The sequence below is a fragment of the Polaribacter sp. genome (assembly GCF_965656025.1).
Classification (GTDB): domain Bacteria; phylum Bacteroidota; class Bacteroidia; order Flavobacteriales; family Flavobacteriaceae; genus Polaribacter.
This window is the reverse complement of sequence record NZ_CBFHJT010000002.1, coordinates 1-13,416: the sequence shown is the minus strand read 5'-3', so window position 1 is coordinate 13,416 and position 13,416 is coordinate 1. Positions and strand designations below refer to the sequence as shown.

At 29.4% G+C, this 13,416-nt stretch carries 13 protein-coding genes; 8 read left to right on the top strand and 5 right to left on the bottom strand.

Translation table 11 applies throughout. From position 1 onward, the window contains the following. The first annotated feature begins 116 nt into the window (after positions 1-116). Positions 117-536, top strand: a complete 420-nt coding sequence (locus ACTG3S_RS00535; RefSeq protein ID WP_439127424.1) for a thioesterase family protein — start codon at positions 117-119, stop codon at positions 534-536. Between the two features lie 54 nt (positions 537-590). Here ACTG3S_RS00535 and ACTG3S_RS00530 read toward each other — a convergent pair whose 3' ends face one another. Then, complete coding sequence (locus tag ACTG3S_RS00530; protein ID WP_439127423.1) at positions 591-1,439, bottom strand: DUF2911 domain-containing protein; 849 nt, start codon at positions 1,437-1,439, stop codon at positions 591-593. 206 nt (positions 1,440-1,645) lie between these two features. Between ACTG3S_RS00530 and ACTG3S_RS00525 the strand changes: the two genes are divergently transcribed. Further along, the gene (locus ACTG3S_RS00525; RefSeq protein ID WP_439127422.1) at positions 1,646-2,410 is read left to right on the top strand and encodes a dTDP-glucose 4,6-dehydratase; all 765 of its coding nucleotides are present in this window, start codon (positions 1,646-1,648) and stop codon (positions 2,408-2,410) included. A 16-nt stretch (positions 2,411-2,426) separates the two neighbouring features. Here ACTG3S_RS00525 and gldG read toward each other — a convergent pair whose 3' ends face one another. The 4 genes from gldG to ACTG3S_RS00505 all read right to left on the bottom strand — a co-directional run bounded on the left by gldG (position 2,427) and on the right by ACTG3S_RS00505 (position 6,025). Then, positions 2,427-4,067 carry a gliding motility-associated ABC transporter substrate-binding protein GldG gene (gene gldG / locus ACTG3S_RS00520; RefSeq protein WP_439127421.1) on the bottom strand — a complete coding sequence of 547 codons (1,641 nt, stop codon included), beginning with the start codon at positions 4,065-4,067 and terminating at the stop codon, positions 2,427-2,429. Continuing rightward, a complete protein-coding gene (gldF, locus tag ACTG3S_RS00515; RefSeq protein WP_439127420.1) occupies positions 4,060-4,776 on the bottom strand; it encodes a gliding motility-associated ABC transporter permease subunit GldF in 717 nt (238 codons plus the stop codon). The genes gldG and gldF overlap by 8 nt, the downstream gene beginning before the upstream one ends. Positions 4,777-4,865: 89 nt before the next feature. After that, positions 4,866-5,162, bottom strand: coding sequence for a putative quinol monooxygenase (locus ACTG3S_RS00510; protein WP_439127419.1), 297 nt, complete (start codon positions 5,160-5,162; stop codon positions 4,866-4,868). 2 nt (positions 5,163-5,164) lie between these two features. Beyond that, positions 5,165-6,025: an SAM hydrolase/SAM-dependent halogenase family protein gene (locus ACTG3S_RS00505; RefSeq protein WP_439127418.1), complete on the bottom strand. Its 861-nt coding sequence runs from the start codon at positions 6,023-6,025 to the stop codon at positions 5,165-5,167. Between the two features lie 127 nt (positions 6,026-6,152). Between ACTG3S_RS00505 and ACTG3S_RS00500 the strand changes: the two genes are divergently transcribed. The 6 genes from ACTG3S_RS00500 to ACTG3S_RS00475 all read left to right on the top strand — a co-directional run bounded on the left by ACTG3S_RS00500 (position 6,153) and on the right by ACTG3S_RS00475 (position 13,250). Further along, positions 6,153-7,106: a PhoH family protein gene (locus tag ACTG3S_RS00500; RefSeq protein ID WP_439127417.1), complete on the top strand. Its 954-nt coding sequence runs from the start codon at positions 6,153-6,155 to the stop codon at positions 7,104-7,106. After that, positions 7,103-7,720, top strand: a complete 618-nt coding sequence (locus tag ACTG3S_RS00495; RefSeq protein WP_439127416.1) for a hypothetical protein — start codon at positions 7,103-7,105, stop codon at positions 7,718-7,720. Before ACTG3S_RS00500 ends, ACTG3S_RS00495 begins: the two co-directional genes overlap by 4 nt. Positions 7,721-7,844: 124 nt before the next feature. Next, on the top strand, positions 7,845-10,412 hold the full coding sequence (locus ACTG3S_RS00490) for a T9SS type B sorting domain-containing protein (RefSeq protein WP_439127415.1): 2,568 nt from the start codon (positions 7,845-7,847) through the stop codon (positions 10,410-10,412). Between the two features lie 44 nt (positions 10,413-10,456). After that, positions 10,457-11,410 (top strand): phosphoribosylaminoimidazolesuccinocarboxamide synthase, encoded by a 954-nt coding sequence (locus ACTG3S_RS00485; RefSeq protein ID WP_439127414.1) that lies wholly within the window; start codon positions 10,457-10,459, stop codon positions 11,408-11,410. Between the two features lie 107 nt (positions 11,411-11,517). Then, positions 11,518-12,708: an enoyl-ACP reductase FabV gene (gene fabV, locus ACTG3S_RS00480; RefSeq protein WP_439127413.1), complete on the top strand. Its 1,191-nt coding sequence runs from the start codon at positions 11,518-11,520 to the stop codon at positions 12,706-12,708. A 59-nt stretch (positions 12,709-12,767) separates the two neighbouring features. Next, a complete protein-coding gene (locus ACTG3S_RS00475; protein WP_439127476.1) occupies positions 12,768-13,250 on the top strand; it encodes a hypothetical protein in 483 nt (160 codons plus the stop codon). Positions 13,251-13,416 lie beyond the last annotated feature (166 nt).

Here is a 13,416-nt window from a genome sequence, read left to right as displayed (position 1 = left end):
AAAAATAAATTAACAGAAACAGCTTGTTATATTTCGTTTCATTATCAAAGGATTTTGTAACAAGTTGTTTTAATATGCTTTCTATCTTATTCTAGAGAGTTTAAAATTCTACACGTATGTTTCAACGAAATTATAAAGTAAAAGGAGAAGATGTTAACGATTTTATGGTGATGCAAAATGCAGCATTTTTAAACTATGCCTCTACAATATTCGATACTTTTTTATATACAAATGGATTTGCAAAAATAAAGATGAATGCTTTAAAGCTAGGTTTACAAAAGGTAAATGACCAACAAGTACATTTTAAAAATTTAATGTTTACACAAAAATTTTCAACCTCATTAGAATTTAAACAGATAGATGTTTCTGGTAAGATGTTTGTAGAAATAAATTTCTATAATGCTAAAAACGAACTTTGTGTTACTTTAAAAAGAGCACTTTTTTGGTTCGACTATACCTCATGGTCTGCTGTAGAACCGCCCAAAAAAATAGCCAATTATTTTATTGATAAGGATACTTATTTAAAAGTAAGCTAAAAAAAATCTGAAGTAAACACTTCAGATTTTTTATGTTTTATAAGTTATTAAAAATTACATAGCTCCCCACTCTTTTAAAGAGGCTTTGTTCATTTTAATATACCCAGCATTTCCTGCTTTAGTAGCATATTTTAAAGATTCTTTTGCAGCTTTAATTGCTCCTTTTTTATTTCCTGCTTTCGCATGGATTAAAGATTGTTGGCGTAAAAACCAAAAACGAGGACTATCAGAAGTCATTTCTACTGCTTTATCAATCCATTCTTGTGCTTTTGTAATGTCTTTATCAGCTTGTAAATAATAAACCGCAGCTCCATACATGTCGTCTGCAGTTGGTCCGTTCATTATTTTGTTTATACTAGAAGAAACCATTTTGTCAGTTGGTGTTTCAAACTTAAATGGTACATAAACGTTTTCCCACATAATACCTATAACAGCAGAACTATTTGTTAAATCATCAAAAGTAATGGTAAACGTTTCAATTGGCATTGGCATTTTATATGGAGTAACTGTTATTTTTGCAGCAACTTTAGATTCGTCCCATTTTCTAGGATTCCCCCAATTTGTAGCGTCCGTATATAAAATTACATCCCAAGTTTTTTCTCCTGGAATTGTATATAATGCATAAGTACCTTTTTTTAGGTTTTTTCCATCAACCATAAAATCTGTAGAAAAGGTTACTTTAGTGTTTTCGTTAGCTCCTGTTCTCCAAACTTTTCCATAATCTTCTAAGCCACCAAATATTTTCCTTCCTTTCATACTAGGTCTTGAGTACTCTAAAGTAACATCTGTTAAACCAACTTTTTGCTCAATTTTCTGAAATGGGCTAGGAGCTGGAGTTTTAATTTGTGCATTTGCAGAAAAAGCAATGGCAGCAACAAATAAGGATAGTATTATTTTTTTCATTGTTAAAATTTTAAGATTATTAGTCAATCAAAATTACAATTTCAAAAAACAGTAAACGTTAACAAAAACTTAAAAAAAGGAGATGTATCTTTGTTTAATTTTTATAAATTAAGTTCGAATTTATGGATAATATATTATTTTTTTAAATTGATAAATAATGATATTTTTCGCCATCTACCTGTTCGTTAAATATTAAAATTTTAAAAATGAAAAATGTAAGTATTTTAGGTTGTGGATGGTTAGGGAAACCTTTAGCAGTTTCTTTATTGGAAGAAGGTTTTTTTGTAAAAGGTTCTACAACTTCTGAAGATAAAGTTGAAGAATTAGAATCTTTAGGTATAGAATCTTATATCGTAAATATTTCTGATTTTGAGGAATATGACGATTTTTTAAATACAGATATTTTAATCATTGCCATTACCGCTAAAGATATAGATGGATTCGAAAACTTAATTTCTCAAATTCAAAACTCACCAGTACAAAAAGTTATTTTTATAAGTTCTACCTCTGTGTACCCAAGAATTAATAAAGTAATGACAGAAGGTGATGCTGTTGTAAAAAATCATCCTTTAGTAATTATTGAAAATCTATTTAGAGAAAACACTTTTTTTGAAACAACCATTTTACGTTTTGCAGGTTTGTTTGGTGGCGAAAGACATCCAGCAAATTGGTTTACAAGCGGTAAAAAAATACCACAGCCCAAAGGTTTTGTAAATATGATTCATAGAGAAGATTGTATTGAAATTATACATACAATTATTGCTCAGAATTGTTGGGATATTACTTTTAATGCCTGTTCTAATCATCATCCTACAAGAGAAGTATTTTATGTAAATGCTAGAATGAGTAAAGGTTTAGAAATGCCTGTTTTTGAAGAAAATGAAAATTATCAATGGAAAATTATCAACTCAGAAAAACTACAACGTGTTTTAGAATATGAATTTATTCATGATAATTTGTTGAAGATTTAATTAGGCTATTTTATATTTAAGAATATTTTCTTCGTCTTAAAAAATTAAAAACAAATCCAAAACCAAATAACAAAAGTAGAGGTAAAATCACATTTAAAAATTGCCAATAAGTACGTTCTTTAAATGCCTTTTGCTTATCTAACATTCTAATCTTTAAGGTTTTGTTTCTAAGCTGCATTAAGCCAGTATCATCTAGTAAATAATCGATAGTATTTAGTAAAAAATCTTTGTTTCCAAATTGCTGATTGGTCCATTTATCTCTAGCTAAATCAAAAGGTTTTCCTTTTAAAAGTTGATTTTTACCAACATCACCATCTGCAATGACCACCATTTTATTAGGTGTAGATTGTTCTTTGTTATATTTACTTGCAAAAGGTTTTACTCTGTTTTTGTAGGCGGATTTAAATTGTCCTTCTAATAAAACCGCAAATAACTGGTTTCCATCATTGTAATTTTTTTCTAAAACTTCTTCTGCAATAGATTGTAATTCTATAAAAACGGGTGTACCTACTTTTTGGGTTAACACAGAACTTACCAATAAAGGTGTTTTTTTAATGTTGTTTTTAAGTGTATCTATTTGATTTGCAAACTGTAATCTAACAGGTGTTACATTTTTTGTAATTACATTATTAGGATTTGCACCAGCTAAAGGGTGATAAAACCAATCTAAATTTTTAAACTGCGTTTGATTTCCTACTTGCCCTGTTGCAACAGGTATTTGTGCAGCATATAAATCTTTAATTAGACTTGTGTTTATACGTATTCCGTAAGAAAATAGCAAATCTGTAAGGTTTAAATCTCTTGGATAAGCAAGCATTTTATTGCTGGTAGCCAAACTATCTTGGTCAGCATTTACCATGTCTAACATCCAAAGTGTTTTACCACCATTTATTATAAATTGGTCTAAAACTAATTTTTCTTTTTCGCTAAATTTTTCTGTAGGTTTTGCAATAATCGCTAAATCTAAATTTAGCAAATCGTTTAATGTTTGTTGCGGATTTTTAGCCACAGAATCTAGCGTAAATTTTGCCAATCTGTATTTTTTAGCAACTTCACTCAAGTAACTGTATTGATACATGTCTTGCAATTCTCCGTTTCCTGTAAGTATAGCAACTTTTTTTCTTGTGTCAGTATTTACAGCATTGATAGAATTAGAAAAACTATATTCTAAATTTTCTATCGCTTTTTGTAACTGCTCTTCTTGAGAGGCTACAATTGAGTTTGGTAAAAGAGAAACGACACTTGTTTTTTTCCCATAATTTATTGCTGCCCAAGGAAAAATAATGGCTTCAGACATTTTGCCTTCTTCCTCAACAGTCAATTGGCTGGGCATCATCCCTTTTTTTATGAGCGCTTCACGTTGATTGTCTGGATTTTCAAAATTGATAACAATATTGCTATTTTCTGCTGCTAATTCTTCTAAATATTGTTTGGTTTCTATTTGTAGTCTTTTGAATTCCGATGGAAAATCACCTTCTAAATAAACGTTTATAAATAAGGTTTTATCGATTTTAGAAATAATATTTATAGTTGTTTCAGAGAGTGTATAACGTTTGTCAGACGTTAAATCGAATCTTTTATAAAAAGATGTACTAGCATAATTAATGGCTATGATAGCTATCACTAAAAAGACTATATTTTTTATGTTTTTATTCATTTTCTAATTTGGTTTTAGTGATGAATAAAAAGAAAAAAGTAACACTTAGAAAATAGATAATATCTCTTGTGTCTATAATTCCTCTAGAAATGCTTTTAAAATGCTCGTTAATACCCAATTTTTTTATAACTAAATTATTATTGATTGTGGCAGAAAGTGCATCAAAACCATAGAATAATAAAAAAGTAATTAAAACACCTAAAATAAAGGCTACTATCTGATTTTTAGAAAGGGTTGAGGTAAATAGACCAATAGCTGTATAAGTAGCAGCTAAAAAAAGCAGACCAATATAAGAGCCAATTATGGAGGCAAAATCTAAGTTTCCAACAGGATTTCCTAAATAATATACAGTATAAACATAAGTGAAAGTGGGTATTATTGCGATAATTACTAACAATAAAGAGGCCCAAAATTTACCCAAAACAATTTGCCAATTAGATATGGGTTTGGTTTTTAAAATTTCGATGGTTCCATTGTTAAATTCGTCTGCAAAACTTTTCATGGTAATGGCAGGTATTAAGAAAATAAAAATCCAAGGAGTTAGATAAAAGAACGAATTGATATCTGCAAAACCAGCATTTAGAATATTAAAATCGTCTTTAAAAATAAACAAGAACAAACCATTGATAAGTAAAAATACCCCAATTACCAAATAAGCAATTGTAGATGAGAAAAATGAGTTGAATTCTTTTTTTAGTATGGCTAACATATTTTATTTTTCTTCTAACTTCTAACTTCTAACTTCTAACTTCTAACTTCTAACTTCTAACTTCTAACTTCTAACTCCCAACTTCTAACTTACACCAAACTCACTTTCTTATCTACACTCCAAGCTTCTGGTTTTTTATTAAACAATGCTTTGGTTTTTTTCCAAACACTTTTAAATAGTTCAGAATTCCTATAATTTTCTAAATCCTGCTCAGTTTCCCAATAAGAATACGTAAAAAATAGTTCTTTATTATTTTTATCCTGATATAATTCTAAAAGTTTACAACCTTCAGAATTTCTAATAAATTCCTTTTTATCTTCAAAAATAGCTCTAAAAGTTTCAATATTTTCTTGATGAAAACTCATCTTTACAATTCTTACAAACATGCTTAGTTTAATATGGTAAATTCTTGATTTGGTGTGTTTACAAAAGTAATAGTTACAACATCTCTATAAGCTAAACCTAATAGGGAACTTGCGCCACCAACTGTATCTAAATTACTTCTATAAATAGCTAATTCTAAATATTCTGCAGAGTTAAAAAGCGCTAATTTATGGCCCTCATATTGTTGATTGCTATAAGCACTGTTGCTTGTCACTTCATTATATTTAGAAAAAACCTTGGTAAAGGTGTGTTTTTTGGCGCTGATCGTAAAGTTTCTGCCCTTACCAATATCCTGAAACATTTTTTTACTAATATTGGTAATTACATTTCCGTAATTGTCGATGTATAAAACGCCTCCAATAATTTGGTCTTGTTGCTGATTGGTTTTTGGCTGTATCTCTATAATCTTTTTAAAATCTTGAACCTCTTTGCCAATTACTGTTAAATTACCACCTCTAACAATAAAACAAGCCACTTGTACAAATACATCTAACACAGGAAAACTACTTTCTATTCGATCATGTATGTTAATTTCTACAATTTTTGTGGGTTTTACCTCAGAAGCAATCATAGAAATTAAACCATTGTCTGGGCACACAAAAAAATGATTATCTAGTTCTAGAGCAATGTGTTTGTTTTCTACACTTAATTCAGAATCTACTCCTACAATATGCACAGTGCCTTTAGGGAAGCTTTTGTAAGAATTTTTTAAAATATAAGCAGTTTCTGTAATGTTAAAGGGAGAAACTTCATGAGTTATATCCACAATATTTACTTCTGGTAATTCAGAAAAAATAGCTCCTTTTACAGCGCCCACAAAATGGTCTTTTGTTCCGAAATCTGTAGTAAGAGTTATAAAAGGCATAAAAAATTGCTGTTAATTAAATGTGCAAAAGTTGTTAACTATTTTACGCAAATCTAATCAATTTAGAATTTTTATTCGCTATTTTTAGTTGAAATAAAACAGATATTAAACATCAAAAAATAAACATTTGAACGAACGCATAATAGAGTTAGAAGAAATAAACCCAAAAGACTTTTTTGGGGCACATAACAGCACCATTGAACAGTTAAAAAGGTATTTTCCAAAAATTAAAATTGTAGCACGTGGCTCTAAAGTAAAAGTGTATGGAGAATCTAACTTGTTAGACGAATTTGAAATACGTTTAGAGCGTTTAATTAAGTATTTTAATAGATACAATAAGTTAGATGAAAATAGTGTAGAGCGCATTTTAACATCTACAGGTTACGAAGAAAAAACATCTGGTTCTAAAAACACAAAAGATGTTTTAGTACACGGTGTAAGTGGTAAGTTAATTAAAGCACAAACCGAAAATCAACGTAAAATGGTGACTTTAATGCAAAAAAATGATATGCTTTTTGCAGTAGGGCCAGCGGGTACAGGTAAAACATATACAGCAGTTGCTTTGGCTGTAAAAGCCTTAAAAGAAAAAGAAGTAAGACGTATAATTTTAACAAGACCAGCTGTAGAATCTGGAGAAAACTTAGGTTTTTTACCAGGAGATTTAAAAGAGAAATTAGATCCTTACATGCAACCTTTATATGACGGTTTAAGAGATATGATTCCACATGAAAGGTTAGAATCTCACTTAGAAAAAGGAGTCATACAAATAGCGCCTTTAGCTTTTATGCGTGGTAGAACTTTAGACAATGCATTCGTAATTTTAGATGAAGCACAAAACACCACCCATAATCAAATGAAAATGTTTTTAACAAGAATGGGTAAAAACGCCAAGTTTATAATTACCGGAGATCCAGGTCAAATAGATTTACCAAGAAAACAAGTTTCTGGTTTAAAAGAATCTTTACTCGCGTTAAAAGATATAGAAGGTATTGCACAAGTATATTTAGATGATAAAGATGTGGTAAGACATAGATTAGTTAAAAAAATTATTACAGCATATAAAGGCATAGAAACAGAATGATAAAAATTGAAGAAGACAAATTATCTCTACAAGATTATTTTTACATAGGTTATTTATATTTAATTATTCTAGGTATTGTAAGTGATGCTATATTTTATGGCATTTTTGGGGTTTCTTACTTAAATTATACAACTATTTTAGACGCTTTAATTTCTCCCATTAGTTTATTAACAAATAACTGGAGAATTACTTTAATTCTTATTTTCATGTTTTGGATTATGCATTTGTATTTTTCTAGATGGATGTTTAAAATGTATGCTTATTTTAGAGAAAAAAAATGGTATCAAAAAATATATAATATAGAAAAGTGGGATAAAAAATACGAAAAACTAAAACAAAGAAAAAACCAATTACCGGGTTTAATGTTTATTTTTTTCTTACTATTTGTATCTATGAGAACTGGTATGGGTATTGGTATGAAACAAAAATTTAGCAAGCAAGATGCTGTACCTAATTATACGCTGGTTTTTAAAGATAATACCAAATTAGACGTTAGAAAAATAGGACAAAACTCTGCTTATTTTTTCTATTTTATTCCTGGTGAAAAAGAAATTACGGCAACACCTATATCAGATAACATAAAGCAAATAAAACGTTTAAGAAAGGAGAAGTAAGCTCTTTTTTTTAGTATGTTTAACCATACTCAAAATAGTTAAATAAATGTTTTGTATTAAAACATTCACTATTTTTGTGTGTATGAGAAAATTACTCTATGTATTCTTATTTTTAAAATTAACCGTGGCATTTTCACAGTGCCCAAACCCTGGTGAAATTTTTTTAAGATCACAAGAAGATGTAGATGCTTTTACAACTAATTTTAGCGACTGTAAAGTTATAGAAGGTAATTTAATAATTATATCATCATTAATAAATTCAACAGATGATGGCGAAATTTTAACACCAATTACCAACTTATCTAATTTAAACTTTTTAGAAGAAGTAAAAGGAGATTTAATAATTTCTGTTGAAGAAGATGTATTAGATAATTTTCAAAAATTAAAAAGTGTAGCAGGTAAATTAGAAATAACTGCTTGTAAAAGTTTAGTAGAAATTAATAGTTTTCAAAACTTAGAAACTTCAAGTTCTGTGTTAATTGCTTTAAATTCCAACTTGTTAAAAATAGATGGTTTTACAAACTTAGAATCTGTAAATGGAAATATAGAAATTGGTCGATTAGAAAATTTAAAAGAGATTAAAGGTTTTGATAATTTAAAGACTATTTCAGGAGAACTCAATATTAGTTTAAATGATAATTTAGAACAGTTAACTCCATTAAATAATGTTGTACAAATTAACGACGATTTAAACTTTACCTCAAATCCAAAATTGAAACTTTTTGATGGTTTGAAAAAATTAGAAATCATTGGTAATGATTTAAATTTAGAAAAAATTGAAACTATTAGAGGTTTTGATAATTTAAAAAATATCAATAGATTTTTTAACATAATTGGTATAGAAGTTAAAGAGATACCAAGCTTTAATAATTTAAAAAATATAGGTGCAAGTTTTACAATAAACAATACAAGTGTAACAAGCATCGTTGGTTTCGATTTATTAGAAAAGGTTGGAGACCTCTATCTTTTAGACGATAGGTTTCAACTTAGTAATAATTTAGAATTACAAGAAACCAAAGGTTTTTTAAGTTTAGCTTTGGTAGAAGGAAGTTTTACAGTCATAAACAATCCTAAAATGTTAGATTGTTCCTGGATGTGCAACCTATTAAATAATGGAACAATAACAGAAATAACCAATGTAGCAAATAACGGTGGAGATTGTTCTGATATATCTGCAATTATAGAAATTTGTGATCCAGATTTTGATGATGACGGAGTTGCAAATGTAATAGATGATGATGATGATAATGATGGTGTTTTAGACACTTTAGAAGGTTCTGGAAATATAGATAGTGATAGTGATGGTTTCCCAGATTCTAAGGATTTAGATAGTGATAATGACGGTTGTTTTGATGTAGTTGAGGCTGGTTTTTTAGATGGGGATAATAACGGAACATTAGGTAATATACCAGATACAGTAGATATAAGAGGTTTAATTATTGGAGAAACTACTGGTTATACAAACCCATTAGATACAAATTCAAACACTATTTTCGATTTTCAAGAAGATACACTTCCAAATCCAGGAAAAAATAATATCGTAGAAATTTGTTTCAATTCCCCTAAAATAGATCTCTTTAATCAGCTATTAGGTAGACCAGATAGAGGAGGTTATTGGTCTCCTGCTTTATCAAGTGGAACAGGAGAGTTTGATCCACAAAATGATACAGAAGGCATTTATACCTACATACATAATGATCCATTATGTGGAGAAAGAAGTGCAAAAGTACAGGTAACTTTTCCTTCTAAGTTAAGAGCAGGAAAAAATAGAGAAGTATTTACTTGTTTAGAGGGAGGAAACATAAACCTTTTTAGCCTTTTAGAAGGAAATCCAACTCCAGGAGGAGTTTGGGTACCACAATTGTCAAGCGAAACCAGTATTTTTAATCCAAATATTGACCCACCAGGAGTATATAGTTATGTTGTAAATGATACTTTTTGTGGAGATGTACAAGCAAATATTACGGTTTCAGTTTCAGAAAAACCCAATACAGGAAAAAATAAAAAACTTGTTTTATGCGAATTTGCTAATCCATTTATTCTATTTGATGTTTTAGAAGGAAGCCCTAATCCAGGTGGAATATGGACATTAAACAATAATCCTGTTAGTGCTTTTTTTGACCCCTCCACAAACGAATCAGGTATTTATAAATATACCATAGATAATGGTGATTGTGGAATTTCTTCTACAGATATAGAGATAGAAGTTATAAAAAATGAAGCTTTAAATAATGTTAGCATAACTGTAAACGATTTTTCAGCAACTAATAATAATATTATAATAAATACAAATTCCTCTAGAGATTACGAATATTCTATAGATGGTATAAATTATCAAAGCAATAACAAATTCAACAATTTAAAAGGTGGTTTAAATACTGTTTATTTAAAAGGTGTAGATGGTTGTGAGTTTTATGAAGAAACCATTTTTGTTAAAACATATCCAGTATTTTTTTCACCCAATTCAGATGGTGTAAATGATACATGGCAAGTTGATAATTTTCCAAACGAAGATTATCAAATTTACATTTATAACAGATTTGGAAAGCAAATAAAGTATTTAAAAAATAAAAACGAATTTTGGGATGGTACTGAGTCTGGTAGACTTTTGTCGTCTAATAACTATTGGTTTAAATTAGTGAGACAAAATGGAGAAACTTTGTTTGGTAATTTTTCTTTATTGAGAAAATAACTTAGAATTATACCTTACTTTTGCACAAACAACACAAAATTAAAATGAATACAATTAATGAAACGAATTTTAAATTCCAGAATTTAAAATCTGTTTATAAAGGTAAAGTTAGAGAAGTTTATAATATTAATGATGAACTTCTAGTAATGATTGCAACAGATAGACTTTCTGCTTTCGATGTAATTTTACCACGTCAAATACCATTTAAAGGTCAAATATTAAATCAAATTGCTACCAAAATGATGAATGATACAGCAGATATTGTTCCTAATTGGTTAATTGCAAATCCAGACGAAAACGTAGCTGTTGGGCATTTATGTGAACCTTTTAAGGTAGAAATGGTTATTCGAGGCTATTTATCGGGTCATGCAGCAAGAGAATACAAATCAGGTAAAAGAGTTTTGTGTGGTGTAACAATGGCAGAAGGTTTACAAGAAAATGATCAATTTCCAACACCAATAATTACACCGTCTACCAAAGCTGATAATGGCGAACATGATGAAGATATATCTAGAGAAGAAATTTTAGCAAAAGGAATTGTTTCTGAAAACGATTATCTAATTTTAGAAGATTATACCCGTAAATTATTTAAAAGAGGTACAGAAATTGCGGCAAAAAGAGGTCTTATTTTAGTAGATACGAAATACGAATTTGGTAAAACCAAAGAAGGTAAAATTGTGTTGATAGATGAAATACACACACCAGATTCTTCGCGTTATTTTTATGCTGATGGTTATCAAGAAAGACAAGATAGGGGGGAAGCACAAAAACAATTGTCTAAAGAATTTGTTAGACAATGGTTGATAGAAAATGGGTTTCAAGGAAAAGAAAATCAACAAATACCAGCAATGTCTGATGATAAAATTTTAGAAATTTCAAACAGATATATAGAATTGTACGAACAAATTACAGGAGAAAAATTTGTAAAAGCAGCTACAGATCGTGTTTTACAAAGAATTGAAGAGAATGTAAATTCCTTTTTGAATTCTAATAAATAATAAATTTGTCATTTCGACGATAGGAGAAATCTCATCCGTTAATTTTAGATTTCTCCTATCGTCGAAATGATAGGTCAATTTAAAAATAGCAATTAAAACAAACAAAAATGAAAATTGAACCAAGAACAAGAGGCTTTATTTGTTTAACATCACATCCTATAGGTTGTGAGCAAAACGTAAAAAATCAAATAGAATACATAAAATCGAAAGAAGAAATTGAAGGACCCAAAAAAGTATTAGTCATTGGTGCTTCTACAGGTTTTGGTTTGGCGTCTAGAATAACAAGTGCATTTGGTTCAGATGCAGCAACAATTGGGGTGTTTTTTGATAAACCAGCTTCAGAGGGCAGACCAGCTTCACCAGGTTATTATAATACTGCCGCTTTTGAAAAAGAAGCGCACAAGGCAGGTTTGTATGCAAAAAGCATTAACGGAGATGCATTTTCAAACGAAATAAAACAACAAGTTGTAGATCTAATTAAAGAAGATTTAGGGCAAGTAGATTTGGTAATTTACAGTCTAGCATCACCTGTTAGAACGCATCCAGAAACTGGTAAAAGATACAAATCGGTTTTAAAACCAATAGGAGAAGTTTTTACTAATAAAACGGTTGATTTTCATACAGGTAAAGTATCAGAAATTTCTATAAATCCGGCAGAAGGAGAAGACGTAGAAAACACCATAACAGTAATGGGTGGTGAAGATTGGAAAATGTGGATGGATGCATTAAATGCAGAAAACTTACTTTCTGAAGGCGCAACCACAGTTGCTTACTCTTACATTGGGCCCGAAGTTACAAAACCTGTTTACAGAAACGGAACTATAGGTGCAGCAAAAGATCACTTAGAAGCAACCGCTTTCGAAATTACAGATGCTTTAAAATCTGTAGGAGGTAAGGCCTATGTTTCAGTAAATAAAGCCTTGGTAACCCAGGCTAGTTCTGCAATTCCGGTAATTCCATTGTATATTTCTTTGTTGTATAAAGTGATGAAAGAAAAAGGAATTCACGAAGGTTGTATAGAGCAAATTCAACGTTTGTACAGCCAAAGATTATTTTCAGATGGAGAAGTTCCTTTAGATGAAAAAGGACGAATTAGGATTGATGATTGGGAAATGTATGATGATGTTCAAAAAGAAGTAGTGTCGCTTTGGGAATCTGCAACAACAGAAAATCTCTCGGAAATTGGAGATTTAGAAGGTTATAGTAATGATTTTTATAACCTTTTTGGTTTTAAAGTTACAGGTGTAGATTACGATGCAGATGTAAATGAAATGGTTACCATACCAAGTGAAAAATAAGATATAAACAAACACATAACCTCAAATAATTGTATAAATTATTTGAGGTTTCTTTTTTAATGAAAGCAGTAAGTATAAAACAACTAAAAGACGAACTCTCGCATAAATCTGCGAATGAACTTAAAGAGCTGTGTTTACATCTGGCAAGGTTTAAAAAAGAAAATAAAGAATTATTAACTTATTTGTTGTTTGAATCTCATGATGAAGAAATGTATATTCAAACAATTAAAGAAGAGGTAGATTTACAGTTTGAAGAAATTAATACTAAGAGCTTTTTTTACATAAGAAAAAGTACCAGAAAAATATTAACTTCTATAAAAAAACACATTCGATATTCTAAAAAGAAAGAAACAGAAGCAGAGTTGCTATTGTATTTTTGTAAAAAATTAAAAGAATTTAAACCTTCTATTAAGCGAAGCACACGTTTGCAAAATATATTTGAAACACAGTTAAGAATGGCAAAAAAAGCCATTGATAAACTGCACGAAGATTTGCAATACGATTTTCAACTACAAATTGATGAATTACTAGAAAATGAATAAAGAAAGACCTATTTTAAAAGGTTTGATAAAAGAAGGGACTACAGATGTAGAAACTTTTCAGAATCAAACTTTAAGACCTATCATAAAAATGCAACATGCATTATTAATTGCTTCTTTTAAAAGGTATTTGCAGAAAAGAAAAATAGATTTTATTGATTTGTCATCT

Bases quoted from the DNA above. Each gene is read 5' to 3' on its own strand.
- ACTG3S_RS00535 (WP_439127424.1), top strand. From the start codon at position 117: ATGTTTCAACGAAATTATAAAGTAAAAGGAGAAGATGTTAACGATTTT.
- ACTG3S_RS00530 (WP_439127423.1), bottom strand. From the start codon at position 1,439: ATGAAAAAAATAATACTATCCTTATTTGTTGCTGCCATTGCTTTTTCT.
- ACTG3S_RS00525 (WP_439127422.1), top strand. From the start codon at position 1,646: ATGAAAAATGTAAGTATTTTAGGTTGTGGATGGTTAGGGAAACCTTTA.
- gldG (WP_439127421.1), bottom strand. From the start codon at position 4,067: ATGAATAAAAACATAAAAAATATAGTCTTTTTAGTGATAGCTATCATA.
- gldF (WP_439127420.1), bottom strand. From the start codon at position 4,776: ATGTTAGCCATACTAAAAAAAGAATTCAACTCATTTTTCTCATCTACA.
- ACTG3S_RS00510 (WP_439127419.1), bottom strand. From the start codon at position 5,162: ATGTTTGTAAGAATTGTAAAGATGAGTTTTCATCAAGAAAATATTGAA.
- ACTG3S_RS00505 (WP_439127418.1), bottom strand. From the start codon at position 6,025: ATGCCTTTTATAACTCTTACTACAGATTTCGGAACAAAAGACCATTTT.
- ACTG3S_RS00495 (WP_439127416.1), top strand. From the start codon at position 7,103: ATGATAAAAATTGAAGAAGACAAATTATCTCTACAAGATTATTTTTAC.
- ACTG3S_RS00485 (WP_439127414.1), top strand. From the start codon at position 10,457: ATGAATACAATTAATGAAACGAATTTTAAATTCCAGAATTTAAAATCT.
- fabV (WP_439127413.1), top strand. From the start codon at position 11,518: ATGAAAATTGAACCAAGAACAAGAGGCTTTATTTGTTTAACATCACAT.
- ACTG3S_RS00475 (WP_439127476.1), top strand. From the start codon at position 12,768: ATGAAAGCAGTAAGTATAAAACAACTAAAAGACGAACTCTCGCATAAA.